This is a genomic window from Mycolicibacterium diernhoferi (assembly GCF_019456655.1).
In the GTDB taxonomy this organism is placed as follows: domain Bacteria; phylum Actinomycetota; class Actinomycetes; order Mycobacteriales; family Mycobacteriaceae; genus Mycobacterium; species Mycobacterium diernhoferi.
In genome coordinates this window covers 3,828,578-3,854,710 of sequence record NZ_CP080332.1, presented here as the reverse complement: position 1 = coordinate 3,854,710, position 26,133 = coordinate 3,828,578, and the positions used below count along the sequence as shown (strand labels likewise).

The window sequence follows — 26,133 nt, the reverse complement described above, 5'->3', positions numbered from 1 at the left end:
TCAGAGACGCCGGGCGAATCCGATGTTGTCGCCGATCACCGTGGTCGGACCGATGGGGAGTTGCTGGGCATCCGCTCCGGCGACGGGCACGAATTCGAGCTTCTTGTTCCAGACGATCCGCAGCAGATCCTCGAACGCCATGATCGTGAGTTGCTCACCTGGGCAGCGGCGGTAACCGAACCCGAATGGCGCGAACCCGGCGTAATCGCACACCGGCAGTGGGCGGTCGTCGACGACCCCGAACACGGTGCCGAAGGCGCTGTTCTGCATGGCGGCCTTGCGGCCGTCCTTGACATCGAAGGATGTCGGGTCGAAGGGGCACTTGGCCAGGCCCATCTGCTTGATCCGTGCCTCGTCCACCTCGGCGCTGGTGGGCGCGGCCTCATAGCGCGACGGGTCGAATTCGTCGGGGTTGACCCACTGCACGGGGTCGTGGCTGGTCGAGGTGTGCGGGCTGATCATGTAGCTGTGCCGCTCGAACTGCACCTCCGGCGAGATCTGCAATGCCGAGATGCTGCCGCCGTTGGGCGAGATCGTCCGGAACAGTTCCATCACAAGACGTTCCAAAGGCGGGAAGGCCGATCCGGCCGCATTGTCGTAATCGCCGGACATGGTCCGGGTGAACCAGTCCTTGGCCTGGCTGTTGCCGCCCTCGCGGCCCAGGGTCGCCATCACGTTGTAGAGACTGTTACCCCACTGGCTGAAGGCCACGAAATTGTGGAAGCACTCGAAAACCACATCCTTGTGGTTGAAGTGCTCGCTGTTCTCACCATTCTTGAGCCAGTACCAGGCGAATGTCTTCTCCGGTTCGGGTGTCCGGCCGGCTTCGATGTCCTCGAGCCGGTCGTCGATCCACGACTTCAGGAAGTCGAGGTTCTTGCGCACCGTCATGTAGTTGTCGTAGACGATCTGTTCGGTGGGATCGCGATATGCCAGTACCGCATTGAAGCTGGCCCCGATCTGACGCACCTGCTCGGGAATCTGATCACCCTTGACCCCCAGATGCAGATTCCAGTACAGGTCCCAGAAGGTGTCCAGGTACAGCTTCATCAACGGCTTCTTGGCGTTTGCCGGGCCGAACAGGGCATCGAAGAACTCGACGACCTTGCCCTGGTACATCCCCTCGTAGAGATCGGGGGTGACCGCCGACATGTAGATGCGCTTGCGCAGGTTGTCCGGACCGCGTTTGTCCAGTCCCTGGAGGAAGACGGTGACACCCTCCTCAGGGGCGGGTTGCCATGTCTCGCTGAGAAGTCCCCACAGGTCGTAAGGGAGGGCGTTCTCTTTGGTCAGCGGGGTGTCGATCATCGGTAACACCGGTCGCTCACCGTCGGAGATCCGGTTCAGGAAGTGCTGGACGATCACATTGTCGACGTACTCTTCGTCGAACTTCGCAATGTATTCGTCGCGGATCTTGATGATCTCTTCGGGCAGGCCCGCGAGCGCGCCGGGAGCGTTGGTGGCCGACGGGACCGTGGTCTCCGCCGTGGAGCATCCCGCCAGTGCCTGTGCCGACACCACGGCCGCGGCCCCTGCGCCGCCGGCAAGAAAAATACGTCTCCGCAACATGATCCATTCCTCGTTGAATGATGGTGAACGACGGTCAAGGAACTGCCCCTGTGACACTCACTGACGCAAGGCGGCCGACTTCAGCTGGTCGAATTCGGCGGCGGTGATGACGCCACCATCGAGAAGATTCTTGGCATCGGAGATCTCCTGCGCCGGCGAACGTCCGGCCGCCTGGCGGATGTAGTCCTCGGTGCTCTTCCTGGCCGCGGCCGCGTGCTCGGTGCCCCGCTCCGCCATTCCCTTGCCCCGGGCGATGAGATAGACCAGCGCGGTCAGATAGGGCAGCACCACCAGGAAGACAACCCAAATCGCCTTGACGACACCCGATGTGGCGCGATCACGCCAGAACAGATCGACCAGGATGTTGAACAGGATGATCAGATAGGCGATGAATGCGAAGACCACCACTGTCGACCACAAAAAGTGCCAGAACGAATTCCACATGAGTAGTGCAGGCTCCTCGGGACAGCATCGTTGAAAGAAGTTCAGTCCGTGGACTGTTCTCAACACCCTAGACGCGCAACCGATTACGAATCCCACGTAAGCGTCGTCGCCCAGCGTTTGTCCCCCGAATAGGGGTCAGACTCTGCGGCGAACCCGGGGTATTTCAGCCCGCCGGCGCGGCGGTGTCGTCGCGTGAGATGAAACCGTCCTCAACCCCGATGGTGTAGAGCTCCGTCTTCGTCCGGACCGTCAGACCCGCCTTCGCATACTTGTCGCGAACCCGGTCGATGTACTGCTTGGCAGTACTGCTGGCCACCCCCATCCGTCGAGCTACGCTGTCGAGTTTGAGACCGCACGCATACAGCTGGAGAGCCAGCAACTCCTGATCGGACAATACCGGCCGGTCGACCTGATCAAGGGTGATGGCCTGCGCCAGCATGGGACTCATCCACGGCCGGCCGGACAACGCGGCGCGCACCGCGGCGCCGAGATCGTCCATGCTGTCACTCTTTGCGACCACCCCCAACGCGCCGGCGCGCAGCATTCTCTGCACATGGCGCGGACTTCCCGCCGCGGACACGATGAGCACAGCGGCGCCGTGCTCGCGTAACCGGATGATGTGCTGTTCCTGAACCAGCCCCGCGCCACCCAGGTCCAGGTCGAGTAGCACCAGGTCGAACTGTTCGCCCTCGGTCGGCAACTCCTCGAGATTGTCCGCGGCGGTGACGGTATGACCGGCCTCGCGCATCATCCGCACCAAGGCGTCGCGGACCAGCACGTGGTCATCCACCACTGCGATGTGCGACATCGAACCACCTCATCTCGATCAGTCCCAGCCCGGGGGTGACGGTGAACTGTGCCGTCCCTGGCGGCATTGCCGCCGCCGTCGCGTCCGCGTACCGCTCGACGGCGGGCGGCGGTGCGACGATTATCAGTGACGGTGCGGATTCGGGCCCGAAAACCCCGAGCGACACGTCATCTCCGGCTTCGCACTTCGCAATGATCTGCCGCAGCGTGGACACGACGATGCCGGCGTACTCGTCGTTGAGCACACCCGGGGCCGCGTGCACGCTGATCCTGACGCCGGCGCTGCGGGCGGCATCGATCGCCCCGACGAAATGCTGCAGGGCGGTCGCGGTGGCGATATCGGCGGTCAGGCCGATCAGCGCGCGCAGATAACTTTCCTCCAGGCCCGCTTCCGCCCGGGTTTGCGAATGACGAGCGCGTTCCGGGCGGTCGGCGACGGCCTGCAGGATGTCTTTGGAGAATTCGAGTGTGGCGGCGAAACCGTCATCGTGCAGCGCATCCTCGGCGGCGATCCGTTCCTGCTCCTCCCGGCGCCGGATCTGGTCGCCGTGGTGCTCGGCTGCCACCGTCGACAACCGCAGCGTCTGGCGACGCAGCAGATAGAACGCGCCGATCACCAGAAGGTCGGTGGCGAACAGCCCCAATGTCGAGCCGAGACAATCGGATTCCGTTCCGATCAGCATGGCCACGATCGCCGCGGCGGTCATCCCGACCGCGGGGCCGACCACCCGGAACCGTCCGTCGACCAATACCAGGATGGCGCCGACGGTGGCGACCGCGTCCCCGCCCCAGGCCAGGGTGGGCTTCAGGCCGCAGACACTTCCGGTCGCGTCGGCGAGGTGGTAGACGACGACCATCCCGAGCAGACCGAGGTACGCGGCGATGACGGCGTGAACCGGCAGTGTGCGTTCCCGCCCGGCGGACCTGACCAGGATTGCCAGTACCGCCGCGGTCACCGACCACATCAGGACCTGGGGGAGGACGGCCGCTGAGCTCCAGTCACCGCTGAAAGCCGTGATGACGACTGCGATCACCAGGAATTCGGTGAGCATCACCGCGGCGACGGCAGTGGCCATCCGTGCCGAGGCGGCTTCGAAAACGCCTGTGGCGGTGTCGTCGAGCGGTGGGATCTGGAGCGCGACGGTGGTGCCGTGGCCGGCTTCGCTGCGGATCTGCACCTGTGCGCGGGCATCGCGGACCCGGTCCGCCATGGCCTCCGTCAACGGTGCCGGGTCGGCCATCCCGGCCCCGTCATCACGCACCGTCACCGTCGATGACTGTGCGTCATAGGACAGCCGGGCTTGGGTCGCGCCGGCATGCTTACCGATATTGGTGACGGCCTCGCGGAGTATCGAGATGACCTCACGTCGCCGCCACGACTGCTCGGCGCCGAGTCGTCGGCTGAGGGTCGCCAGATCCGCTGTCTGGAGCCGGACCCCGACCGCAGCAGCATGGGTGATGACGTCATCGACCGATGGGCATTGCGGGGCCGCGGACCGGCGGAGCAGATCAGCCATCCGGGCGTCCTCGGCGCACCGCCTCGCCACCAACGGGTCCGAGCTGACGATACGGCCGGTGGCAATCGCCCCGAGCGTGTTGACGATGGTGTCGTGGATGGTCCGTGCGCGACGCCGTGCGGCCTCGAGTGCGCGTTCCTTGCGTTGTACGGTGCGGTCGGCCTCAAGCTGGGCCCGGGCCTGATCGTCGGCCTGTTCGGCGACTCGGCGCAGCTCGCGAAATGCCAGGGCCAGCGCCGCGGCGACGCTGACGGAATAGATGGGCGTCTGGACCGCGATACTCCACAACGCGGAGGTGGGGCTCTGGGCGGCGACCAACACCGCGGTCGCGGTCGTCAGGCTCACCGCGGCACTGGCAGCCAAGGCCTGCCGCAACGGCAGCAGCATCGCGGTCGCCGCCGCGATCGTCAGCGCGATGTTGCGCGTCGCCACCGGTTCGGCGACTCCGGCCGCGGCCATCTGCGCCCCGATCGAGATACCCACCACCGACCAACTCGCGAGCATCGTGGCCGCTGGTAGCCGCCCGCAAACCGCGGCCAGCCAGACGGCCCCGTGGATGGCGAACGCGACCCAGATGAGCGCGGGATTCGGGTACGGCGGCGTACTGGAGTGGAAGGCAGCGAACTGAACCGCCGGGGTGATGCCGGCAAAGAAGAAACCCGCGGTGGTCAGTGCCCGGTGCACACCGGCAGCGTGGCCCCGGGGTGTGGTCATGCCGGAGACTCTATGTCCAGGCGTCTACGAAAGCGCCAATTACCTGGCCTGTTCGGGGGAGTGCAGGATTTTCAATGCGCCCGGCACAGCGGTCACCTCGACCGGCAGCGGGCAGACATACTCACCGTCGGCGTAGGCGTTGATTCCGGGACAGTCCACCGTGACGGTCCGCGCCCGCCGGGTGGTGACCTCGTCGAGGTTGACGTGGGTGCCCTTGAACACGGTGGGGAACAGCCGAATCAGTTTGGTGCGGGAAGCCGAGGCCACCATGGTGACGTCCAGCATCCCGTCGGTCGGGTCGGCGCCCGGACAGATCAGCATGCCGCCGCCGTAACTTCGGGTGTTGCCCAGGGTTGCCAGCGTCAGGTCGGTGACCACCTCATCGCCGTCGAAGACGAGCCGGAACGGCAGCAGGCGCAGCTTGGAGATCTCGGCCACCATGGCGAGGTTGTAGCGCATCCGCCCGTGCGGCCAGCGCATCCGGTTGGTCCGGTCGGTGACCAGCGAGTCGAACCCGGCCGCCATCACCGTGCCGAACCACCGGCGGGTGCCATCGGCGCCGGTGATCAGGCCGAGGTCGATCTGGCGCACCTTCCCGTCGGCGACCACATCCGCGGCGGCTTCGGGATCGTTTGTGGGAACGCCGAATTCACGTGCATGGTCATTGCCGGTGCCGGCCGGGATGATGCCCAGCGGCGTGTCGGTCTGGGCGAGTACCTGCAGCGCCAGGGAGATGATGCCGTCACCGCCGACGACCACGAGCGCATCCATGCCGCGTTCCAGGGCACCCTCCACGAGTTGGCGGGCGTGGGTGGCATCGCGGCCCGCGATGGCCACCACGTCCATCCCGCGGCGGTGCAGCTGGGTGATGGCTCGCTCGGCGGCATGCGACGCACTGCCGTGGCCCGATGCCGGGTTGGTCAGGACGGTGACCCGGCCGATCATGGAATCAGCTTGCCCGGGTTGAGAATTCCGGCGGGATCCAGCCGGGCCTTGACCGCCCGCAGGACATCCACGCCGAGGTCGCCGATCTCGGCCTGCATCCACGGCCGGTGATCCGCGCCGACCGCGTGATGATGGGTGATGGTCGCGCCGGTGCGCACCATGGCGTCCGAGGCCGCGGCCTTGGCGCGGCGCCACTGTTCGATCGGATCGCCCTGCTGGGCGGCGACGACGGTGAAGTACAGCGACGCGCCGGTGGGGTACACGTGCGAAATATGGCACATCACCAGGGCCTGTCCCAGCGATTCGGTCAGCGCCGCGGTGACGGCGGCTTTGAGCGCGGGCACGCCTGCCCAGGTGGTCGCGGTCTCCAGCGTCTCGCACAGCGCGCCCGCGGACAGCAGCGAATCACGCAGATACGGTGCGCCGAAGCGGCCGTGCTCCCAGTTCCGCGCGGCGGCCTCGCCCAGGGAGGTGGCGCCGCGGGACCGCAGCAGCGCTGCGGTCTCGGCGTGCCGACTCTCGGTGTGGGCCGGACTGCCCTCGAAGACGGTGATCGCCAGGCAGCCGCCGGTGATGCTCTGCTCCCCGATGCTTTCCGTGGTGGCCAGGTTCACCCCGGTCTCGACCTCGTCGGACAGCCGGATCACCGTCGGTCCGGTGCCGGTCTGGACGACCGCCCGCAGGGCATCGGCGCCGGTGCCGAAATCCGGGAACGACCACGCCTCGTAGCGGGTCGACCGCGATACCGGATGCACCCGCACCCGCACGCTGGTGATGATGCCGAACACGCCCTCCGATCCCAGCATCAGCTGGCGCAGGTCGGGCCCGGCCGCCGAGGCCGGGGCCCGGCCGAGGTCGAGCACCCCGGCGGGGGTGACCACTCGCAGACCGCGCACCATATCGTCGAACCGGCCGTACCCGGCGGAATCCTGGCCGGAGGACCGGGTGGCGGCGAACCCGCCGATGGTGGCGAACTGGAAACTCTGCGGGAAATGCCCGAGCGAGAAGCCGCGGGCACCGAGCAGTTCCTCGGCGCGCGGGCCGGTGACCCCGGCGCCGAGTTCGGCCTCGCCGGACACCTCATCGAGACTGTGCAGGGCATCGAGGCGGCGCAGATCCAGCGAGATGACGGCGGCGAAATCACCGCGTTCCGGGTCCAGGCCGCCCACCACGCTGGTGCCGCCACCGAACGGGACGACCGCGATCCGGCGTTCGCCGCAGACCCGCAGGATCTCGGCCACATCGTTCTCATCGGCCGGGAACAGCACAGCGTCCGGTGCGTCCTGAACGCCGGTATCCTTGCGGCGCAACAGATCCAGTGTCGACTTACCGCCGGACCGCAATAGCCGGCTCGAATCGTCGACCCGGCAGAACGGCGCTCCGACCGCGCCCTGCAGTGCGTTCCGGTCGGCGTCGGTCAGCGCGGACGGACGGACCCGGACGTCGGCGATGTCCAGATCCGGCGCCGCCGGGCCCTCCACACCGAGCGCCTGCTTCAGCAGTGCCTTGATGCCGTCGGAGAGCGGCCTGGCGGCCTGCGGATCACCCCAGGCGTTCCATTTCATCGGGGGTTGCAGTTCGGTGCCGGCTTGCGTCATGCGTTACAGTCTTACATATCATGTCAATCAGTAACGATAGTCCCGGGGAGGGTTCCGACGCCGTGCAGGACCGGATCCTGGATGCCGCCGCGGCCTGCGTGCTCGCCTACGGCATCGACCGGGTCACCCTTGCCGAGATCGCGCGGCGCGCCGGCGTCAGCCGCCCGACGGTGTATCGGCGCTGGCCGGACACCCGATCGATCCTCGCCGCGCTGCTCACCAGCCGGGTCGTCCGGGTGCTCGACGACCCGGCCGACCGCGAGCCCGGACGCGAGGCCCTGGTCGGGCGCATCGTCGCCGTCGCCGGCAAGCTCCAGCACGACGAGATCGTGATGGCCGTGCTGCACAACGCCCCCGAACTTGCGATGGTCTACATCGCCGAACGACTGGGCACCAGCCAGCAGATCCTCATCGACGCGGTCGCCGGGCAGATCGAACAGGCCCAGGAACACGGCAGTGTGCGGGCCGGCGACCCGCGCCGGTTGGCGGCCATGTGCCTGCTCATCACCCAGTCCACCGTGCAGTCCGCGCAGATGGTCGAGCCCATCCTCAGCGGTGGCGAGCTGGACACCGAACTCGCCCACGCGCTGAACGGATACCTGAAGCGATGACCAGAAGCGCGCTGAACGGCGCCCGCCGGACCGCCGAACTCGCCGCGCTCGGGGACGGCGACCCGATCGACGTCCTGGTGATCGGCGGCGGTATCACCGGCACCGGCATCGCGTTGGACGCGGCCACCCGCGGACTGCGCGTCGTGCTCGTCGAGAAACATGATCTGGCCTTCGGTACCAGCCGGTGGAGTTCCAAGCTCGTGCACGGCGGGCTGCGCTACCTGGCCACCGGCAACGTCGGCATCGCCCGGCGCAGCGCCATCGAACGTGGAATCCTGATGACCCGCAACGCACCTCACCTGGTCTCGGCGATGCCGCAGCTGGTACCGCTGCTCCCCGGTATGGGCCGTGCCTCGCGCGCCCTGGTGCGTACGGGCTTCATCGCGGGCGATGGGCTGCGCGCGCTGGCCGGCACGCCGGCCACCGTCCTGCCGCGGTCCCGCCGAATCGGTGCCGAACGGGCGGTGCAACTGGCCCCCACCGTGCGCCGGGCCGGCCTCGACGGTGCCTTTCTGGCCTACGACGGTCAGCTGATCGACGACGCCCGGTTGGTCACCGCGGTGGCCCGCACCGCCGCACAACACGGCGCGGTGGTGCTGACCAGGGTGTCCGCCCATGACGCACATGGCGATTCGGTCCGACTCACCGACGAGCTCACTGGAGAGACGGTGCAGGTCCGGGCCCGCGCGGTGGTGAACGCGGCCGGGGTGTGGGCGGGGGAGGTGGACCGTTCGATCAGGCTGCGCCCCAGTCGCGGCACCCACCTGGTGTTCGACGCGGCCGCCTTCGGCAATCCGACCGCGGCGCTGACGGTCCCGATCCCCGGTGCGCTCAACCGGTTCGTCTTCGCCATGCCCGAACAGCTGGGCCGGGTCTACCTCGGCCTCACCGACGAGGACGCGCCGGGGCCCGTTCCCGATGTGCCGCAACCGACTCCCGCCGAGGAGTCCTTCCTGCTCGACACCGTCAACACCGCGCTGGATACCGCACTGACCGCCGCCGACGTGCGCGGTCGCTACGCCGGGTTGCGGCCGCTGATCGAGAACGAGGGCGACACCGCCGACCTGTCCCGCGAGCACGCGGTGACCGAATCGGGTGACGGGGTGATCAGTGTGATCGGTGGCAAGCTCACCGAATACCGGTATATGGCAGAGGATGTGGTGGACCGGGCGGTGGCGATGCGGGGACTGGCCGCGGCGCCCTGCCGCACCCGCAACCTGCCGTTGGTCGGGGCCCCCGCCAATCCGGTGTCCACGCCGCGGACCCCGCAGGACCTGCCGTCCGCACTGGTGGCCCGGTACGGCGCCGAGGCGCCCAATGTCATCGCCCGCGCCACCTGTGCCCGGCCGACGGACCCGGTGGCTGACGGGATCGACGTGATCCGAGCCGAATTCGACTATGCCGTCAGCTACGAGGGCGCGCTGACCGCCGACGACATCCTGGACCGGCGCACCCGGATCGGCCTGGTGCCCGAGGACCGGGACCGGGTACTGGCCACGGCCGCCGAGTTCGTCTAGTCAGCGTCCGGCGGCCACCACCGCGTCCCGTTCGCCGGAACTGGTGTGCCGCAGCCATATTGCCTGCACGCCGACCAGCAGTTCCGGTTCCAGGTCGACGACCCGCACCCGGCCGTTCATCGCGGCTCCGGCCGGTGTGGTGACGAACGCGACCCCGCCGGTGGTGATCGGTGCGGCGACGGGAGCCGAACCCTGCACCCGGCTCACCAGGTAGTCCGGTTCGAACCCGGCGCGGCGGCAGGCGCCCATCAGGAAGTCGCTGTAGGAGGACGCCCCGGGCGGGGCCCACAGCGCCACCGTCTCGCCGGCCAGTTCGCTGATGTCGATCACGGACTTCGCGGCCAGTCGGTGCTCGGCGGGCAGCGCCAACCGCACCCGGTCGTAGCCGACCACGGCGGTGGCCAGGTCAGCGTAGGGCACCACACCGCGGCGCAACCCCAGATGCACTGTGCCGGAAATAATCTCGCGTACAAGATCGTCGGGGAAGAGTTGCCGGAAGGTGAACGACCGGTCCGGGAACGCGTCGATGGCCGGTTCCAGGTGCACGTAGGCCTCGGCGCCGCTGAGGGTCGGCGCATAGCCCACCACGAACTCGCCCTCGGCTCCGGCCGCGGCCCGCTGTACCCGGTCGGTGACGGTGTAGGCCGCGGCCAGCAGGGTGCGGCCCTCGTCCAGCAGCAGTCCACCGGCGGGGGTGAGCGACACCCGACGCCCGTCCCGGGTGAACAGCGTCGCGCCGAGTTCCTTCTCCAGTTGGGCCACCGAGCTGCTCAGGGCCTGCTGGCTCAGGTGCAGGCTGTTCGCGGCCGCGGTGAAGCTGCCGGTTTCGGCGACGGCGATGAAGTGCCGTAGTCGGCGCAGGTCCGGAAATCGGCGCGTCATCGGCCCAGTGTTGCACAACCGTTGTTTGTGGAAACCTCGGATTCTTGCGTTTCCCGTTTGTCGGGTCGCTGTTTACCGTCGAGCAGTGAGTACGAACTTGCACGGGAAGTCCGCGGTGATCGCCGGTGGGGCCAAGAACCTCGGCGGTCTGGTCGGTGCGACGTTGGCCACGTGGGGTGTCAACGTCGCGGTGCACTACCACAGCGCGGCCACCGAACCCGACGCCGACGAGACCATCGCCGAGATCGAGGAAGCCGGCGCCAGGGCCATCAAGTTCCAGGCCGACCTGACCGATCCGGCCAATGTCGAGGCGTTGTTCGACGCGGCGATCGGCGCCTTCGGCAGTGTGGACATCGCGATCAACACGGCGGGCCGGGTGCTTCGCAAGCCGATCGTGGAAACCACTGAGGCCGAATATGATTCGATGTTCGACGTCAACGCGAAGGCGGCGTTCTTCTTCATCCAGCAGGCCGGCCGCAAGCTCGCCGACGGTGGCTCGGTGATCACCATCGTGACCTCGCTGCTGGCAGCGTTCACCGATGGCTACGCCACCTACGCCGGGGCCAAGAGTCCGGTCGAGCACTTCACCAGGGCGGCGGCCAAAGAGTTCGCCGCACGCGACATCAACGTCAACAACGTCGCTCCGGGGCCGATGGACACCCCGTTCTTCTACGGGCAGGAGACCCCGGAACGGGTGACGTTCCACCGGTCCCAGGCGATGGGAAATCGTCTGACCATGGTCGAGGACATCGCACCGCTGGTGGTGTTCCTGGCCGGCGAGGGACACTGGATCACCGGGCAGACCATCTTCGCCAACGGCGGCTACACCACGCGGTAGCGCCCCAGAAACGACTTCGGCGCGTTCACATTCGCTGAACGAACGTGAACGCGCCGAAATCGCAGATTGGCTACAGCGGGATGTTCTTGTGCCGGCCGCGCCGTGCGGGCGCCTCGGCCAGCGCCTGGGTGATCACGCTGCGGGTGTGCGCGGGATCGATCTTCGCGTCCACCACGCCGATCTCGATGGCGCTGTCCACGCCACCGGCGATCCGCTCGTGCTCGGCGGCCAGTTCCTCGTGCAGGGCGTCGCGCTCGTCATCGGCGGCGGCGGCCAGCTTGCGCTTGTGCAGGATGCCGACCGCGGCCTTGGCACCCATCACGGCGACCTCGGCCTCCGGCCAGGCGAAGACCTTGGTGGCGCCCAGCGAGCGAGAGTTCATCGCGATGTAGGCGCCGCCGTAGATCTTGCGGGTGACCAGCGTGACGCGCGGGACGGTGGCTTCACCGAACGCGTGCAGCAGCTTGGCGCCGCGGCGCACCACACCGCCCCACTCCTGATCCACGCCGGGCAGATAGCCGGGCACGTCCACGACGACCACCAGCGGGATACCGAAGGCATCGCACAGCCGCACGAAACGGGCTGACTTCTCGGCGCTTTCGGAGTTCAGGCAGCCGCCGAGGCGCAGTGGGTTGTTGGCGATGACGCCGACGGTGCGCCCGGCGAGGCGGCCCAGGCCGACCACGATGGACGGGGCCCAGCGGGACTGGAACTCCTCGAAGTGCGAATCCTTGTCCAGCAGCGCTTCGACGATCGGGTGCACGTCGTAGGCGCGCCGCGCGGACTCGGGCATCAGGGCCTTGAGGTCGGTGTCGCCGGCCTCGGCCTTGCTGCGGTCGAAATGACCCTGCTGGCAGAACAATCCGACGAGGCGGCGGCCACGCTCGTAGGCGTCGAGCTCATCGTCGGCGACGATGTGGCACACACCGGACTTCTTGTGATGGGCCTCCGGGCCGCCGAGGGACACCATGTCGACGTCCTCGCCGGTCACGCTGCGCACCACGTCGGGGCCGGTGACGAAAACCTTGCTGTCCGGGGCCATCACGATGACGTCGGTCAGCGCGGGACCGTAGGCGGCGCCGCCGGCGGCGAAGCCGACCACCACCGAGATCTGCGGGACGTAACCGGAAGCCCGGATCATCGCCTCGAAGACCAGACCGACCGCGTGCAGCGCCTTGACGCCCTCGGCCAGTCGCGCACCGCCGGAGTGCCAGATCCCGACGATCGGGCTCTGCTCCTCGATGGCGACGTCGTAGGCGTTGACGATGTGCGCGCACCCCTCGATGCCCATCGCGCCACCCATGACGGTGCCGTCGGTGCAGAACGCGATGGTCCGCACACCGTTGACGGTACCGGCGGCCGCCAGCACACCGGACTTGTCGCGCTCGTGCAGCAACGAGACGCTGCCGTCGTCGAAGAAGGTCTTCAGGCGCAGCAGCGGATCGCGCGGGTCGAGCGACTCGGCGGCCGCTTCGGGAGCCATGATGGTCATCCAGTCCTCCTGGTTACGCGTCGGATGGTGACCGGCGCCTTCGGGTACTTCTGTCAGTATTTTCCGAAGGTGAGCGCCACATTGTGCCCACCGAATCCGAACGAATTGTTGATCGCGTACTTGTAGTCACCGGGTCGCGGCTCGCCAGCCACGACATCCAGGTCGATCTCCGGGTCCAGATTCTTGAGATTCAGCGTCGGCGGGATGATCCCGTCGCGCAGGGCGAGCACGGTGAGGATGCTCTCCACCGCACCTACCGCACCGACCGAGTGGCCCAGAGCCGACTTCGGTGCGTACACCGCCGGCTTGTGCCCCTTCATCGCATTGTTGATGGCGTATCCCTCGGCCACGTCGCCGACGGTGGTGCCGGTGGCATGCGCATTGACGTGGTCGATGTCGGAGGCCTGCAGCCCGGCCAGTTCGATGGCCCGGCTCATGGCATACCCGGCCTGCTCCCCGTTGGGGTCCGGGGCCACGATGTGATAGCCGTCCGAGGTGACGCTGGCACCCATGATGCGGGCCAGGATGTTGGCGCCGCGGGCCTTGGCGTGCTCCTCGGTCTCGATGACCATCAGCGCGCCACCCTCACCGAAGACGAAACCGTTCCGGTCCCGGTCGAACGGCTTGCAGGCGCCCTGCGGGTCATCGTTGGAATTGGACAGCACGATGCGCATCTGGGCGAAGCCGGCGATCGGCACCGCCTCGATCTTGGTTTCCACACCACCGCAGATGGCGATATCGGCTTCGCCGAGCACGACGTGCCGCCAGGCGTTGGCGACGGCTTCCGAGCCGGATGCGCACGCCGAGATCACCGTGTTCACCCCGGCCCGCGCGCTGCGTTCCAGGCCGACGGCCGCCGCGGCGGCATTGGGCATGAACTTCTGGACCACCAGCGGGGAGACCGCACGCAGTCCCTTGCTGCGCATCCCGTCGTAGGCGAAGACCAGTTCCTCCGAGGAACCCATACCGGTACCCATCGACACCATCAGGCGTCGCGGGTCCACCTCGGGTTCGCCGGCATTGGCCCAGGCCCGGCGGCTGATGATCACGGCCATCTTCTGCAGGTAGGACAACCTGCGAAGCTCCACCTTGGTCAGCTCGCTGTCGAAGTCCTCGAGCAGATGGCCGCCGATTCGCACCGGTAGGTCATACAGGTCGATGAAGTCGTCTTCGAGCTTGCGGATGCCGCTCTCACCGGCAAGCAGCTTCTGCCACGTCGTTTCGGCATCGGTCGCCAACGCGGTCGTCATGGCGATGCCAGTGACGACCACGTTGGGCAGACCATTCCCCGTAGACAGCTTGTTCAAGCCGTTCCCCACCATCTGCTACTGGTCTTTCTTGGTTACCTCAGTAACGTCCGAACGCCAGAGCCACATTGTGGCCACCGAATCCGAACGAGTTGTTGATGGCGTACTGGTAGTCACCGTACCGGGGCTCTCCCGCGACAACATCGAGATCGATCTCAGGATCGGGGGTCTCGAAGTTGAGCGTCGGCGGAATGACGCCGTCACGCAACGCCAGCACTGTCAGGATCGACTCCAGTGCACCCACCGCACCGATCGAGTGACCCAGAGCCGACTTCGGCGCGTACACCGCGGCATGCTCCACCCCCGCGACTCGGATGGCGTTCGCCTCGGCGACGTCACCGATCGAGGTCGATGTGGCATGCGCGTTGACATGCGAGATGTCCTTCGGTGACAGACCCGCGGTCTCCATCGCGCGCTTCATGGCCTGGCCGGCACGCTTGCCGTCCGCGGCCGGAGCCACCATGTGGAACGCGTCGGAGGTGATGCCGGCACCCATCAGACGGGCCAGCGGCTTGGCGCCGCGGGCCAGGGCGTGCTCCTCGGTCTCGATGACCATGAGCGCACCGGCCTCGCCGAAGACGAACCCGTCGCGATTCTTGTCGAACGGACGCGAAGCACCTTCCGGATCGTCGTTGCGGGTCGACATCGCACGCATCATCGAGAACGCCGCGATGGGCAGCGCCTCGATGGCACCCTCGACACCACCGCACACGGCGATATCGGCGTCACCCATGACGATCTGACGCCATGCGTGCGCGATGCCTTCCGAACCCGAGGAACAGGCCGACACCGGCGTGATGACACCGGCGCGGGCCCCGAGCTCGAGGCCGACGACGGCGGCAGCACCGTTGGGCATGATCATCTGAACGGCGAGCGGGGACACCTTGCGGGGCCCGCCCTCGTTCATCGCGTCATAGGTCTCGACGATCTTCTCGCCGCCACCCAGCCCGGTGCCGATCACGACCGCGAACCGGTCGGGATCGACCTCGGGCTTGCCCGCGGTTTCCCAGAGCTGGTTGCCGAGGTACTTCGCCATCCGCTGCACGTAGGACATACGCCGCATCTCGAGGCGGGACATCAGCGGATCGAGCGGCTCCTTGAGGTGCCCACCGATCTTGGCTGCCAGGTCCCACTTCTCGACGAAGTCGTCCTCGAGCTTGCGGATGCCGCTCTCGCCGGCCAGCAGGCCCTTCCACGTGCTCTCGATGTCCGGTGCCAGTGAGGTGGTCGCCGTAACGGCGGTCACCACGACATTCGGGAACCCGCCGTTAGCAGTGGAAGGTTTGGTCATTCCGAGCCAAACTTCTCGCGCAGGGCAGCGGCAGCCTCGGGGTTCTCGGCTTCGAGCTTCTGGATGTAGGAGACGACGTCACCGACGGTGCGCAGGCCCGCGAGGTCCTCGTCGGGGATCTTCACGCCGTACTTGTCCTCGGTCTGCACCGCGATCTCGACCATCGACAGCGAGTCGATGTCCAGGTCGTCGACGAAGGACTTCTCCATCGTGACCTCGGACGGCTCGATACCGGTCACCTCTTCGATGATCTCGGCGAGACCGGCGATGATTTCTTCCTGGCTGGCGGCCACGATGTGGCTCCCTTCATTTCTTTCTCATTGCCCGAAAGCGAGTGCGATCCGGGGGTGAAGCTCGTATGTGGTTGTGACTGGGGGTGGTGCAGGACGTGCGCGCTCTACAGGTCGGCGAGCCCGTCCAGATCTTCGGGGGTCTTGACCGGCTTGGTCGGGGTGCCCTTCAGTTCGCGCTTGGCGATACCGACCAGTGTGCCCGCGGGCGGGAACTCCACGACGGCCCGCACGTCCAGGCCGCGCAATGTCTCGTTGCACAGATCCCAGCGCACCGGCCGGGTCATCTGGGCGACCAGCTTGGCCATGGCGTCCGCGGCATCGGCCACCGGTTTGCCGTCGGCGTTGGACAGCAGGGTTGCGGTCGGCTCGTTGGTGGCCACGCCGGCCGCTGCGGCGGCGTAGCCCTCGGCGGCCGAGGCCATGTAGTGGGTGTGGAACGCCCCGGCGGTGGCCAGCACACGGACCCGGGCCTTGGCCGGCGGATCCTCGGCCAGCTTCTCCAGCGCCGAGACCGCACCGGCGGCGACGATCTGGCCGGCCGCGTTGCGGTTGGCGGGGATGAGGTCGAGGCGGGCCAGGGCTTCGAGGACGTCGGCCTCCTCGCCGCCCAGGACGGCGGCCATACCGGTGGGCTCCAGCGCGCAGGCCTTGGCCATCTCCGCGCCGCGGGTGGCGGCCAGCTTGACCGCGTCGTCGGCGCTGATCACGCCGGCGATGGCGTAGGCGGCGATCTCACCGACCGAGTGGCCGGCCACGGCGGCATCACCCTGCAGCACACCGCGCCGGGCGGCCTCTTCATGGGCGAGCAGCGTCGCGGCCACCACGAGGGGCTGGGTCACCGCGGTATCGGTGATCTCCTCGGCGGTGGCGGTGGTGCCGAGTCGGACCAGGTCCAGTCCGCTGATGTCCGACCACGTGGCGAGACGCTCGGCGGCGCCGGGCAACTCCAGCCACGGGCTGAGCATGCCGGGGGTCTGCGAGCCCTGTCCGGGGGCAAGCAGCGCAAGCACAGTGTTTTCAGGCACGGATTAAGAAAACACTGTGAAGCACCCTTTGTGCCGTGTAAGAGATTATGAACCTTGTCTTATTCTTTTGTGGAGAGTCTACAAAAGTGCACGTGAAGCGACCGGGCCGAGACCGAGCCGCGATCAGCGCTCATGAGGGGTGCCGGCCCCACTGCGTCGTTTGCTGTCCACCGGCCATCGCAGAGGGGCCGTTTTGTGAGGTGAAGTGGCTTCCGTCACCTTTCATGCGGCCCACCGCGGTCGCGACCCGCAGCACGTAGGCGTCGCGCGGGACGGTCGGATCGCGGCCCGTGAAGTCGGTGATTCGCTTGAGTCGGTAACGAACTGTGTTTGGATGAACCGTCAATTTACGGGCGCACGCCTCTATGGCACCGCCGGAATCGAGGTAGGCGTCCAGAGTTTTGGCCAGCGCCGGATCGGCGTCGGCGAGCGGGCGCATCACCTCGGTCGCCAACGCGCTCACCGCGCTGGGATCCCCGAGCAGGGCGCGCTCGGGTAGCAGTTCGCGGGATGAGACCGGCCTCGGGGCATTGCTCCAGCCGGCCACCGCGTTCATCCCGGCGATGGCCTCGGATGCGCTGTGGTGTGCGGCGCCCAGCGTCGGCATCGTCGGGCCGACGACCACGGGACCGTCGCCGAACACCTTCAGCAGTTCCGCGGGGAAACGCTCGGTCGGGGAGAGGCCGCCGCTGACGATGGTGACCAGCCAGGTGCCGTGCACATCGGACAGGGCGGAGCGCCCGCAACTGTCCGCCGCGGCGTGCACATCGTCACCGGTCTGTTCGAGCCGGTCGGGGCGGGGCAGCCCCACGATGACGGTTGCTGGAGCGGTCGCGTCCCAGTTCAGGGCGGCCGCCTGGGACTGCAGGTCGGGGCCCATGTCCCCGCGCACCACCGCGTCGACCAGGTTGGCCTCCATCCGGGTGTCCCAGGCGCCACGCGCCTCGGCCTGATCGGCATAGGCCGTGGCTGCGGCGAACGCCAGGTCGCGGCTGTAGCGCAGGATGCCCGCGGTCAGCGCGGTCAGCTGCTGCTCGTTGCGGGCGAGCAGCGGCACGACCTCCTCGAAGAACTCCATGGTGACGCGCACCATCTCCACGGACTGTCGCAAGGCGACCCGGCGGCGCAGATCCTGGGGCACCACCTCGAAGGCCTGCGCGGTGTAGCCGACATCGCTGTTGGGGTCGCGCATCCATTCGACGAAGTTGATCACCGCGGTCTGCACGACGAGCTGCACGCTGGCGCGCTGCGAGGCCTCCAGGTCGGCGAAGAAGGGCAGCCGGGTCTCCAGCGCGTGGACCGCCTGGGTGGACAACGTGCCCGAGTACTGCTTGAGCCGGCGCAGCGCCGATTCGGGCACGCTCTGCAGCACCTCCAGCGTGGATGCCGGTGGAGGTGCGGACCGGTTGTCGGGCATCCCCAAAAGATACGCCTAGGTTTTGTGAGTAGGCGATATAGGGATGCCCGACTGTCCGGTCTTGGTCAGGCGCTACCGGTGTCCGCGTAGGAAACGCCGGCCGCCGTGACGTCGTCGATGCGGTACTCCTTGGCCGCCGCGATCGCGACCGACGGGTCGATCTCGCCGTCCCGGGCCAGGGCCTCCAGCACCGCCACCACCACCGACTCGGCGTCGGTGTTGAAGTAACGCCGGGCCGCCGGGCGGGTGTCGGAGAAGCCGAACCCGTCGGTGCCCAGCGTCACGTAGGTGCCCGGCACCCACGGCCGGATCTGCTCTGAAACCGCGCGCATCCAGTCCGACACCGCCACCACCGGGCCGGCGGAATCCGCGAGCACCTCGGTCACATAGGCCGTCGGCGCCTGCTGGTCGGGATGACGCAGCCGGGCCTTCTCCACCGCGACACCGTCGCGGTTGAGCTCACCCCAGCTGGTCACCGACCAGACGTCGGCGGCGACATCCCACTTCTCGGCGAGCATGTCGGCCGCCTTGAGCGCCTCGGGCATCGAGACACCCGACGCCAGGATCTGCGCGGTGCTGGAACGCTTCTCCGTCGCCGCGCGGAATCGGTACATCCCGCGCAGCACGCCCTCGGGGTCGAAGTTCTCCGGCTCCGCGGGCTGCACGTATGGCTCGTTGTAGATGGTGATGTAGAAGAAGACGTTCTCGGGATCCTCGCCGTACATCCGCTTCAGACCGCTTTCGATGATGTACGCGATCTCGTAGGCGAACGCCGGGTCATAGGTGACCGCGGCCGGGTTCGTGGAGGCGAGCAGCAGTGAGTGCCCGTCGGCGTGCTGCAGCCCCTCCCCGGTGAGCGTGGTGCGGCCCGCGGTGGCGCCGAGCACGAAGCCCTTGGCCATCTGATCCGCCGCGGCCCACAGTCCGTCGCCGGTGCGCTGGAACCCGAACATCGAATAGAAGATGTAGATCGGGATCATCGGTTCGTTCTGGGTGGAGTAGGACGTACCGACCGCGGTGAACGACGCCGTCGACCCGGCCTCGTTGATGCCCTCGTGCAGGATCTGGCCGATTTCGCTTTCCTTGTAGGCCAACATCAATTCGGAGTCCACCGCGGTGTAGAGCTGGCCGTTGCGGTTGTAGATCTTCAGGCTCGGGAACCACGAATCCATCCCGAAGGTGCGCGCCTCGTCCGGGATGATCGGCACGATACGCGGCCCGATGTTCTTGTCCCGCAAAAGTTCTTTGAACGTGCGCACGGTCGCCATGGTGGTGGCCACCGGCTGCTTGCCGGACCCCTTCTTGAGTGCCGAGTAGGTGTCGGTGCCGGGTAGCTTCAGCACCTTGGACTTGGTGCGCCGCTCCGGCAGGAACCCGCCCAGGGTGCGCCGACGGTCGAGCAGGTACCGGATCTCCGGGGCGTTGGGCCCGGGGTGGTAGTACGGCGGCAGGTACGGGTCCTTTTCCAGGTCGGCGTCCGAGATCGGCACCCGGGTGACATCGCGGAAGGTCTTGAGGTCTTCCAGTGCAAGCTTTTTCATCTGGTGCGTGGCATTGCGGCCCTCGAAATGCTGGCCGAGCGTGTAGCCCTTGATGGTCTTGGCCAGGATGATCGTGGGCTGGCCCTTGTGCTCCATCGCCGCGCGGTAAGCCGCGTACACCTTGCGGTAGTCATGCCCGCCGCGCTTGAGGTTCCAGATCTCCCGGTCGGTCATCGGTTCCACGAGCGCCTTGGTGCGCGGATCACGGCCGAAGAAGTGGTCGCGCACGTAGGCGCCGTCATTGGCCTTGTAGGTCTGGTAGTCACCGTCGGGGGTGGTGTTCATCAGATTGACCAGTGCGCCGTCGCGGTCGGCGTGCAGCAGGGCGTCCCACTCGCGGCCCCACACCACCTTGATGACGTTCCAGCCGGCACCCCGGAAGAACGACTCCAGTTCCTGGATGATCTTGCCGTTCCCGCGCACCGGGCCGTCGAGGCGCTGCAGGTTGCAGTTCACCACGAAGGTCAGGTTGTCCAGCGCCTCGTTGGCCGCCACCTGGATCAGGCCGCGGCTCTCCGGTTCGTCCATCTCGCCGTCGCCGAGGAACGCCCACACATGCTGATCGGAGGTGTCCTTGATGCCGCGGTCGGCCAGGTAATGGTTGAACCGGGCCTGGTAGATCGCGTTCATCGGGCCCAGGCCCATGGACACGGTCGGGAATTCCCAGAAGTCGGGCATCAACCGGGGGTGCGGGTAGGACGGCAGTCCGCCGCCGGGATGGCTGTGCTCCTGCCGGAAACCATCCAGTTGGTCGGTGGACAGCCGGCCCTCCAGGAAGGCGCGCGCGTACACGCCGGGGGAGGCGTGACCCTGGATGAAGACCTGGTCTCCGCCACCGGGATGGGATTTGCCGCGGAAGAAGTGGTTGAACCCCACCTCGTACAGCGACGCCGAGGACGCGTACGTCGAAATGTGGCCGCCCACACCGACTCCCGGGCGCTGGGCGCGGTGCACCATGATGGCGGCATTCCAGCGGATCCAGGCGCGGTAACGTCGCTCGACATCCTCGTCACCGGGGAACCAGGGCTCCAGTTCGGTGGGGATGGTGTTGACGTAGTCGGTGGAGGTGAGTGCCGGGATCGCGACCCGCTTCTCCCGGGAGCGCTCCAGCAGACGCAACATCAGATAGCGGGCACGGGCCGGTCCGGATCGTTCCAGCAGTTCGTCGAACGATTCCAGCCATTCACCGGTCTCGTCGGGGTCGATATCGGGCAGATAGGAGGCAACGCCCTCCCGGATCACGCGGACCCGGTCGGGTTCGCCTGTGCTGCCAGAGTTTTGGGCCAGGTCTTGGCGCGCGAACTCGGTAGTCAACTACGGCTCCTCGGTAGAAAGGTGCTTGGTGTCGGATAATTGGCGCTTGTGGCACCTCCTATCGTCCTCCCATCCTGCCGCATGTGGCCGCGCGGGGTTCGCTACCGCAATGATCTGCCCATCGGGCTGCCGAACCGGTAAGTTTGGCGATGATGCTGAAGAGTTGGCGGGGCTGTGCTGCAGCGACGCGTCTGCGCATCGTTGCGCTGGCACTAGGCGCGCCGGCCGCCCTGGCCATGATCGTGGTGGGGTGTGCAAGCGTCACCAGCGGTACCGCGACGGTGGACAAGGCCGACGCGCCGATCTACCAGGCCTCGGTGTCCGCATCGAGCGCCGAATCCGCGGCAAGTGCCAGCGCGCGGGAGTCCGAACGCCAGGTTTCGATCACCAGGAAAGCCGTGCACAGCTCGTGCGAGGCCCTCAGCAACACGAGCGCGGAGGCGATCACCGCCGTCAACGGGTACGTCGACGCCTACAACCAGAGCTCCGACGTGGCGGCGACGGCCCGGCCGGCGATCGACGCACTCAACGGCAGCGCCGATCAGGTCTCGGGCAGTTTGTCCGAGCCGTTGGGGCCCGAATTGAACGGCGCGTTGCGGCGCTGGGTCGATGCCGCCCGGGCGGTGGCGTCGGCGATCGCGACCGATATCGGACCCGGTCCGTTCAACGACGCGATCAACCAACTGAACGATTCTCGGACGGTGGCGCTCGATTTGTGCGATGCCGCCTACTGATGGGTATTTGGGGCAAAACGGCCGCCAGAGGGCGGCTACCACGACAGGACATGCGACGATAGGTCTCCAAGAAGTTCGGAGGCTGACACGAAGCAGCAAGAGGGAGGACAGAAGGTGGTCGCGGCGGGGAAGGAATCTGACCCGAACTACGCCCAGAAGTTGGGCATCGCCAAGGGACAGGTCGTCCAGGAGCTTGGTTGGGACGAAGATACCGATGACGACATCCGGGCCGACGTCGAGGACGCCATCGGCGGCGAGATGCTCGACGAGGACTCCGACGAGGTGGTCGACGTCGTCCTGCTGTGGTGGCGTGACGATGACGGCGACCTGGTCGACCGGCTGATGGATGCCATCACTCCGCTCGCCGAGGACGGCGTCATCTGGGTGGTGACACCCAAGACCGGTAAACCCGGCCACGTGGCGCCCGCCGAGATCGCGGAGTCTGCGCCCACCGCGGGCCTGATGCAGACCTCGTCGGCGAACCTGGGGGGCTGGATCGCCAGCCGGCTGGTGCAGCCGAAGTCCAAGGCCGTCACGAAGCAGCGGTAGGCATGCTCGCTGTCGGGCAGGCTGCGCCGGACTTCACGCTCAAGGACCAGCACGGTCGCGCCGTGACGCTGTCGTCCTTGCGCGGGAAGAACGTCCTGCTGGTGTTCTTTCCGTTGGCCTTCACCGGGGTGTGCGAAGGCGAACTCGGCGAGATCCGCGATCACCTGGCCGAGTACGAGAACGAGGACACCGCGGTGCTGACCATCTCCGTCGGCCCACCACCCACCCACAAGGTCTGGGCGGTGCAGAACGGGTTCCTGTTCCCGGTGCTGGCCGATTTCTGGCCGCACGGCGCGGTCACGCAGGCCTACGGGGTGTTCAACGCCGACGCCGGCTACCCGAACCGGGGCACCTTCGCGCTCGACCGGGACGGGGTGATCCGGTTCGCCGAGATGATGCAGCCCGGCGAGCCGCGTGATCAGTCGGTCTGGCGCCACGCCCTGGCGGCGTTGCGCGGCGGCTGAGGTTTCTCGACACGGGATTTCTCCCATGCGGGCACGACGTGTAAGTTGCCTGCGACGGGGCGCGTAGCTCAGTGGTAGAGCTCTGGTTTTACACACCAGCGGTCGGCGGTTCGATACCGTCCGCGCCCACCATCATTTCTGCAGGTAAGGGCCGTTGTCGGTGGCGTCGGCCCACCGTTACAGGTGCCCAGGCGGGTCAGGGCACCTTCAGCTCGACCAACACCTCTCTGTCTCCCCGGTCGGCCCCGCGCTGCCGGGACGCCGACTCTGTCGAGCTGGTGAAGATCCGGGCGTCCCAGATCAACGGATGCGCCTACTGCCTGCGCATGCACAGCACCGACGCGATCGCCGCCGGCGAGTCACCCGACCGCTTGGCGGTGGTATCGGCGTGGCGAGAGACGCAGTACTTCAGCGACATCGAGATGGCAGCCCTGCACATCAGTGAGTACGTCACCGCGATCTCGACGGCCGAGCTGCCCGATACGATCCGTGCCGAGATCAGCCGAACACTCACAGCCGAGCAGATCGCGGCCGTGCACTCGCTCGCCATCGCGATCAACGCGTTCAACCGAGTGGCGATCTGCAGTCACATTCCGGTGGCGCCCGAGTGAAATGTGCCAGAGCGCAGTGACACCCATCAGATCACTACGGCGACCTCGCCGAGGAAAGAAGGGCACCGGCACCACCATCAGCCAAGACATGATCGACATCATCGAGAAGTCAAAGCTCATGTTCGTGGCGACCGTGAACGACGACGGTGCGCCGAATTTCTCCCCGAAGGGGTCGGTGCGGGTACTCGACGACAAACACCTCATCTTCGCCGACATCGCCTCGCCACACACCATCGACAACCTCCGTGCCCGCCCAGCGATCGAAATCAACGTGGTGGACTTCCTGTCGCGGCGGGGATATCGCTTCGGAGGTACCGCTGAAGTGTTGGATCCCACAGACCCCGCCTGCACCCACATCGCAACTTGGCTCCGGGAAACCAACGGCGACTCCGTGCCGTGCCATCATGCGGTCAGGATCGAAGAGACTCGTGCCGAAGAATTGCTTTCTCCGGCATACACATTCCAGAAGTCGACCGAACCAGAGCTACGGCACGCATGGATGTCCAAGTATGGCCTCGTCCAACCCTGACACCATTGGATGCGGCGACCGTCCTGACGGAATCAGCCTGGTTCGGGTGGACGCCCACGATCCGAACCTCGTCGCGGTGTGGACGCTGCTGACCGAACTGCGGCCGCAGCTGACGTTGCAGACCTTTGCGCAACTGCTCATCGACGCCGTTCAGATGAATCTCGTCTACGAAGCAGCCATCCTGGAAGGCAAAGCCGTTGCACTGGTCGGTTGGCGGCTTGTCACCGACTCCCGGCTCGGCCGGCACGTTTACGTCGCGGACCTCGTCGTGACCACCCGGCGGCGAGGGCTGGGACTCGGCCACGCCGTTCTGGCCAAAGTCGTCGAGCGTACGCGGGAACTGGAGTGCACCCACGTCGTCCTCGACTCAGGGATCACGAACACCTCCGCGCACCGCTTCTACGAAGCGTTCGGTTTCACCCAGACTGCCCTGCAGTTCGAGCTGGCCCTGAACTGACTCCCGAAATCGTCTCTGACAGAAAGCACTTGTGATGTCGACCTATGTTCTTGTCCACGGCTCCTGGCACGACGGAGCTGCCTGGACAGATGTCGCGGACGAACTTCGCGCCCTGGGCCACGAAGTCCACCACCCGACGATGGCAGGGCATGGCCCCGGCGCCGATCGCGATGTCACTCACGATGACTGTGTTGCCTCGGTAGCTGACTACGTCACCGAACACGGACTTGGCGACTTCGTTCTCGTCGGCCACAGCTTCGCTGGAAGCGTGATTGCCCGGCTGGCAGCGCAGATGCCACACCTCGTGAGGCGACTGGTGTTCTGGAATGGCCGAAAAGCTGGACATGAAAGCCTTTTACGCACTGATCGATGTGCCGCGCAGGTACGTGCTGTGTAACGACGACTCGGGTCTGCCGCCCGGGGATCCTGAATGCGGTTATCTGGCTCACGCCCGCCGGTTGGGTGTCTTCAGGCTGGTGACACTCGATGGCTCGCACGAAGTGCTCTTCACGAACCCCAAGCTTCTGGCCGAGAAACTGGTACTCGCCGGCCGGGACTGATCGTCGACGCCGGCCGAGGATGGAATTTTTCGACACGGCCGCGGTGGTTCATCGAGTAGCACTGCGCGGCACCAGGCCGAACCGGAACCGTCAGGCCGGTCGAACCATGCGGTGGCTTCGCCGGATGCGTCCACGAGGAGGAAGAACCATGGTCCGCAGGTATCACGCCGCGTTGCACACAGTAGGCGTCGTCGTTGCGATGACATCACTTGCCGCGCCGCCATTTCTGTCGCCGGCCGTTGCCAACGGCGCCCCGACCGGCTGCCCGGATGTCGAGCTTGTCTTCGCGCGAGGGACGTTCGAACCTGCGGGCCTGGGCCGCTTCGGCGAGGCGTTGGCATCCTCTCTGCGGTCGCGACTTCCGGGACGGACCGTTGGGTCGTACGCGGTGGAATACCCGGCGTCGTTGGACTTCGGTCGCGCTGCAGACGGCGTTGCCGACGCGACCCGCTACATGCACCGGGGAGCCCCACCGTTGGCACTCGGCGCACCGTACGTCGTGAAGTCCCTCGATCTCTGTGCTCCGGGCGACCCGATCTGCCAACCCGGCGGTTTCGACCGCGCAGCACACAGCAGTTACGCCCTCAACGGAATGGTGGACCGGGCCGCTGATTTCGTCGCACGACGGGTGGACCCGGAGAGCCGGTCCGCAGAGAACCCCCGCGGGTCCACTGCGGTTAACCCCCGGTGATGTCTCGGGCTTACCGCATGGATTCGATCCCGCCGACGTTCGATGCTGAATGTGCACGTGAAAAGCGTTCGCAGTAGACACATTCGCACTTTCAGGAAGGGGACGACGATGCACACGATTCTGCATGCCGCGGTCGGCTCGATCGCGTTGGCGGCGGTCTTCGCCGCGGCGCCGGCCGCCTCGGCGGCACCGTCGGCAACGGCATCTGTGGCCGAGACCATCGACGGCCTGCGGGCCCAGGGATACAACGTGCAGGTGAACGGGACCCGCGCCGGGCCGCTGTCCAACTGTTCGGTGGAGGCGGTGCGCGGCCCGTTCAGCACCAGTCCCGGCTCGACGGTCTATGTGGACCTGTCCTGCCCGGCCGAATACATGTACTGACCGTTCGGGCCGGGACAGGGCGCCGATCCGGTTCT

General features: G+C 66.9%; 27 protein-coding genes and 1 tRNA gene. 14 read left to right on the top strand and 14 right to left on the bottom strand.

All coding sequences use genetic code 11. The features are described from left to right. The 6 genes from K0O62_RS18320 to K0O62_RS18295 all read right to left on the bottom strand — a co-directional run bounded on the left by K0O62_RS18320 (window position 1) and on the right by K0O62_RS18295 (window position 7,561). Window positions 1–1,569, bottom strand: coding sequence for a cytochrome P450 family protein (locus K0O62_RS18320; RefSeq protein WP_234799951.1), 1,569 nt, complete (start codon window positions 1,567–1,569; stop codon window positions 1–3). 57 nt (window positions 1,570–1,626) lie between these two features. Next, window positions 1,627–2,013, bottom strand: coding sequence for a PLDc N-terminal domain-containing protein (locus tag K0O62_RS18315; RefSeq protein WP_073853943.1), 387 nt, complete (start codon window positions 2,011–2,013; stop codon window positions 1,627–1,629). A gap of 163 nt (window positions 2,014–2,176) precedes the next feature. Continuing rightward, complete coding sequence (locus K0O62_RS18310; protein WP_073853945.1) at window positions 2,177–2,821, bottom strand: response regulator transcription factor; 645 nt, start codon at window positions 2,819–2,821, stop codon at window positions 2,177–2,179. Beyond that, window positions 2,796–5,051, bottom strand: a complete 2,256-nt coding sequence (locus K0O62_RS18305; protein ID WP_073853947.1) for a sensor histidine kinase — start codon at window positions 5,049–5,051, stop codon at window positions 2,796–2,798. The genes K0O62_RS18310 and K0O62_RS18305 overlap by 26 nt, the downstream gene beginning before the upstream one ends. 39 nt (window positions 5,052–5,090) lie before the next feature. Beyond that, window positions 5,091–5,996, bottom strand: a complete 906-nt coding sequence (locus tag K0O62_RS18300) for a diacylglycerol kinase (protein WP_205870595.1) — start codon at window positions 5,994–5,996, stop codon at window positions 5,091–5,093. After that, a complete protein-coding gene (locus tag K0O62_RS18295; protein ID WP_073854399.1) occupies window positions 5,993–7,561 on the bottom strand; it encodes an FAD-binding oxidoreductase in 1,569 nt (522 codons plus the stop codon). Before K0O62_RS18295 ends, K0O62_RS18300 begins: the two co-directional genes overlap by 4 nt. Window positions 7,562–7,611: 50 nt before the next feature. Between K0O62_RS18295 and K0O62_RS18290 the strand changes: the two genes are divergently transcribed. Together K0O62_RS18290 and K0O62_RS18285 are read left to right on the top strand one after the other, a co-directional pair. Next, window positions 7,612–8,205 (top strand): TetR/AcrR family transcriptional regulator, encoded by a 594-nt coding sequence (locus tag K0O62_RS18290; protein WP_073853949.1) that lies wholly within the window; start codon window positions 7,612–7,614, stop codon window positions 8,203–8,205. Further along, window positions 8,202–9,722: a glycerol-3-phosphate dehydrogenase/oxidase gene (locus tag K0O62_RS18285; protein WP_073853951.1), complete on the top strand. Its 1,521-nt coding sequence runs from the start codon at window positions 8,202–8,204 to the stop codon at window positions 9,720–9,722. Before K0O62_RS18290 ends, K0O62_RS18285 begins: the two co-directional genes overlap by 4 nt. Here the strand turns inward: K0O62_RS18285 and K0O62_RS18280 are convergent, their stop codons facing one another. Then, entirely contained in the window at window positions 9,723–10,604 is an 882-nt protein-coding gene (locus tag K0O62_RS18280; RefSeq protein WP_073853953.1) for a LysR family transcriptional regulator, read from the bottom strand. A gap of 85 nt (window positions 10,605–10,689) precedes the next feature. Between K0O62_RS18280 and K0O62_RS18275 the strand changes: the two genes are divergently transcribed. Continuing rightward, window positions 10,690–11,442 carry an SDR family oxidoreductase gene (locus K0O62_RS18275; RefSeq protein ID WP_073853955.1) on the top strand — a complete coding sequence of 251 codons (753 nt, stop codon included), beginning with the start codon at window positions 10,690–10,692 and terminating at the stop codon, window positions 11,440–11,442. Window positions 11,443–11,512: 70 nt separating this feature from the next. Here the strand turns inward: K0O62_RS18275 and K0O62_RS18270 are convergent, their stop codons facing one another. The 7 genes from K0O62_RS18270 to aceE form a co-directional block, all read right to left on the bottom strand. Continuing rightward, window positions 11,513–12,934: an acyl-CoA carboxylase subunit beta gene (locus K0O62_RS18270; RefSeq protein ID WP_073853957.1), complete on the bottom strand. Its 1,422-nt coding sequence runs from the start codon at window positions 12,932–12,934 to the stop codon at window positions 11,513–11,515. Between the two features lie 53 nt (window positions 12,935–12,987). After that, window positions 12,988–14,256 carry a KasA/KasB family beta-ketoacyl-ACP synthase gene (locus K0O62_RS18265; RefSeq protein ID WP_073853959.1) on the bottom strand — a complete coding sequence of 423 codons (1,269 nt, stop codon included), beginning with the start codon at window positions 14,254–14,256 and terminating at the stop codon, window positions 12,988–12,990. A 25-nt stretch (window positions 14,257–14,281) separates the two neighbouring features. Next, window positions 14,282–15,532, bottom strand: a complete 1,251-nt coding sequence (gene kasA / locus K0O62_RS18260) for a 3-oxoacyl-ACP synthase KasA (RefSeq protein ID WP_073853961.1) — start codon at window positions 15,530–15,532, stop codon at window positions 14,282–14,284. After that, complete coding sequence (gene acpM / locus K0O62_RS18255; protein ID WP_073853963.1) at window positions 15,529–15,825, bottom strand: meromycolate extension acyl carrier protein AcpM; 297 nt, start codon at window positions 15,823–15,825, stop codon at window positions 15,529–15,531. Before acpM ends, kasA begins: the two co-directional genes overlap by 4 nt. A 104-nt stretch (window positions 15,826–15,929) precedes the next feature. Continuing rightward, a complete protein-coding gene (locus K0O62_RS18250; protein ID WP_205870596.1) occupies window positions 15,930–16,835 on the bottom strand; it encodes an ACP S-malonyltransferase in 906 nt (301 codons plus the stop codon). Window positions 16,836–16,980: 145 nt separating this feature from the next. Then, window positions 16,981–18,267: a PucR family transcriptional regulator gene (locus K0O62_RS18245; protein ID WP_073853967.1), complete on the bottom strand. Its 1,287-nt coding sequence runs from the start codon at window positions 18,265–18,267 to the stop codon at window positions 16,981–16,983. A 65-nt stretch (window positions 18,268–18,332) separates the two neighbouring features. Next, window positions 18,333–21,122: a pyruvate dehydrogenase (acetyl-transferring), homodimeric type gene (gene aceE / locus K0O62_RS18240; RefSeq protein ID WP_073853969.1), complete on the bottom strand. Its 2,790-nt coding sequence runs from the start codon at window positions 21,120–21,122 to the stop codon at window positions 18,333–18,335. Window positions 21,123–21,274: 152 nt separating this feature from the next. Here aceE and K0O62_RS18235 point away from each other — a divergent pair, with 152 nt between their 5' ends. The 11 genes from K0O62_RS18235 to K0O62_RS18185 all read left to right on the top strand — a co-directional run bounded on the left by K0O62_RS18235 (window position 21,275) and on the right by K0O62_RS18185 (window position 26,098). Then, window positions 21,275–21,856 (top strand): Rv2240c family protein, encoded by a 582-nt coding sequence (locus tag K0O62_RS18235; RefSeq protein ID WP_073854401.1) that lies wholly within the window; start codon window positions 21,275–21,277, stop codon window positions 21,854–21,856. A 114-nt stretch (window positions 21,857–21,970) separates the two neighbouring features. Next, window positions 21,971–22,405 carry a DUF3052 domain-containing protein gene (locus K0O62_RS18230; RefSeq protein ID WP_073853971.1) on the top strand — a complete coding sequence of 145 codons (435 nt, stop codon included), beginning with the start codon at window positions 21,971–21,973 and terminating at the stop codon, window positions 22,403–22,405. Between the two features lie 2 nt (window positions 22,406–22,407). Beyond that, window positions 22,408–22,869 (top strand): peroxiredoxin, encoded by a 462-nt coding sequence (locus K0O62_RS18225; RefSeq protein WP_073853973.1) that lies wholly within the window; start codon window positions 22,408–22,410, stop codon window positions 22,867–22,869. A 57-nt stretch (window positions 22,870–22,926) separates the two neighbouring features. After that, window positions 22,927–23,001: transfer RNA gene (locus K0O62_RS18220), tRNA-Val, on the top strand. A 146-nt stretch (window positions 23,002–23,147) separates the two neighbouring features. Then, window positions 23,148–23,480 carry a carboxymuconolactone decarboxylase family protein gene (locus K0O62_RS18215; RefSeq protein ID WP_073853975.1) on the top strand — a complete coding sequence of 111 codons (333 nt, stop codon included), beginning with the start codon at window positions 23,148–23,150 and terminating at the stop codon, window positions 23,478–23,480. A gap of 88 nt (window positions 23,481–23,568) precedes the next feature. Further along, window positions 23,569–24,009 carry a pyridoxamine 5'-phosphate oxidase family protein gene (locus K0O62_RS18210; RefSeq protein WP_073853977.1) on the top strand — a complete coding sequence of 147 codons (441 nt, stop codon included), beginning with the start codon at window positions 23,569–23,571 and terminating at the stop codon, window positions 24,007–24,009. A gap of 46 nt (window positions 24,010–24,055) precedes the next feature. Then, complete coding sequence (locus K0O62_RS18205) at window positions 24,056–24,466, top strand: GNAT family N-acetyltransferase (protein WP_165636937.1); 411 nt, start codon at window positions 24,056–24,058, stop codon at window positions 24,464–24,466. 34 nt (window positions 24,467–24,500) lie between these two features. Beyond that, window positions 24,501–24,863: an alpha/beta fold hydrolase gene (locus K0O62_RS29015; RefSeq protein WP_220045466.1), complete on the top strand. Its 363-nt coding sequence runs from the start codon at window positions 24,501–24,503 to the stop codon at window positions 24,861–24,863. Then, window positions 24,793–25,026, top strand: a complete 234-nt coding sequence (locus tag K0O62_RS18195) for a hypothetical protein (RefSeq protein WP_220045511.1) — start codon at window positions 24,793–24,795, stop codon at window positions 25,024–25,026. Before K0O62_RS29015 ends, K0O62_RS18195 begins: the two co-directional genes overlap by 71 nt. Beyond that, window positions 24,953–25,717: a cutinase family protein gene (locus tag K0O62_RS29010; protein WP_324617804.1), complete on the top strand. Its 765-nt coding sequence runs from the start codon at window positions 24,953–24,955 to the stop codon at window positions 25,715–25,717. Before K0O62_RS18195 ends, K0O62_RS29010 begins: the two co-directional genes overlap by 74 nt. 108 nt (window positions 25,718–25,825) lie before the next feature. Continuing rightward, entirely contained in the window at window positions 25,826–26,098 is a 273-nt protein-coding gene (locus tag K0O62_RS18185; protein WP_073853982.1) for a hypothetical protein, read from the top strand. The last annotated feature ends 35 nt before the right edge of the window (window positions 26,099–26,133 follow it).

What these genes read in the sequence shown, in the direction of transcription:
- K0O62_RS18210 (WP_073853977.1), top strand. Translation starts at nt 23,569, where the DNA reads ATGATCGACATCATCGAGAAGTCAAAGCTCATGTTCGTGGCGACCGTG.
- kasA (WP_073853961.1), bottom strand. Translation starts at nt 15,532, where the DNA reads ATGACCAAACCTTCCACTGCTAACGGCGGGTTCCCGAATGTCGTGGTG.
- K0O62_RS29010 (WP_324617804.1), top strand. Translation starts at nt 24,953, where the DNA reads ATGGCTCGCACGAAGTGCTCTTCACGAACCCCAAGCTTCTGGCCGAGA.
- K0O62_RS18195 (WP_220045511.1), top strand. Translation starts at nt 24,793, where the DNA reads ATGGCCGAAAAGCTGGACATGAAAGCCTTTTACGCACTGATCGATGTG.
- K0O62_RS18235 (WP_073854401.1), top strand. Translation starts at nt 21,275, where the DNA reads ATGCTGAAGAGTTGGCGGGGCTGTGCTGCAGCGACGCGTCTGCGCATC.
- K0O62_RS18320 (WP_234799951.1), bottom strand. Translation starts at nt 1,569, where the DNA reads ATGTTGCGGAGACGTATTTTTCTTGCCGGCGGCGCAGGGGCCGCGGCC.
- K0O62_RS18285 (WP_073853951.1), top strand. Translation starts at nt 8,202, where the DNA reads ATGACCAGAAGCGCGCTGAACGGCGCCCGCCGGACCGCCGAACTCGCC.
- K0O62_RS29015 (WP_220045466.1), top strand. Translation starts at nt 24,501, where the DNA reads ATGTCGACCTATGTTCTTGTCCACGGCTCCTGGCACGACGGAGCTGCC.
- K0O62_RS18305 (WP_073853947.1), bottom strand. Translation starts at nt 5,051, where the DNA reads ATGACCACACCCCGGGGCCACGCTGCCGGTGTGCACCGGGCACTGACC.
- K0O62_RS18310 (WP_073853945.1), bottom strand. Translation starts at nt 2,821, where the DNA reads ATGTCGCACATCGCAGTGGTGGATGACCACGTGCTGGTCCGCGACGCC.
- K0O62_RS18300 (WP_205870595.1), bottom strand. Translation starts at nt 5,996, where the DNA reads ATGATCGGCCGGGTCACCGTCCTGACCAACCCGGCATCGGGCCACGGC.
- K0O62_RS18315 (WP_073853943.1), bottom strand. Translation starts at nt 2,013, where the DNA reads ATGTGGAATTCGTTCTGGCACTTTTTGTGGTCGACAGTGGTGGTCTTC.
- K0O62_RS18270 (WP_073853957.1), bottom strand. Translation starts at nt 12,934, where the DNA reads ATGACCATCATGGCTCCCGAAGCGGCCGCCGAGTCGCTCGACCCGCGC.
- K0O62_RS18225 (WP_073853973.1), top strand. Translation starts at nt 22,408, where the DNA reads ATGCTCGCTGTCGGGCAGGCTGCGCCGGACTTCACGCTCAAGGACCAG.
- K0O62_RS18295 (WP_073854399.1), bottom strand. Translation starts at nt 7,561, where the DNA reads ATGAAATGGAACGCCTGGGGTGATCCGCAGGCCGCCAGGCCGCTCTCC.
- K0O62_RS18265 (WP_073853959.1), bottom strand. Translation starts at nt 14,256, where the DNA reads ATGGTGGGGAACGGCTTGAACAAGCTGTCTACGGGGAATGGTCTGCCC.
- K0O62_RS18280 (WP_073853953.1), bottom strand. Translation starts at nt 10,604, where the DNA reads ATGACGCGCCGATTTCCGGACCTGCGCCGACTACGGCACTTCATCGCC.
- K0O62_RS18245 (WP_073853967.1), bottom strand. Translation starts at nt 18,267, where the DNA reads ATGCCCGACAACCGGTCCGCACCTCCACCGGCATCCACGCTGGAGGTG.
- K0O62_RS18185 (WP_073853982.1), top strand. Translation starts at nt 25,826, where the DNA reads ATGCACACGATTCTGCATGCCGCGGTCGGCTCGATCGCGTTGGCGGCG.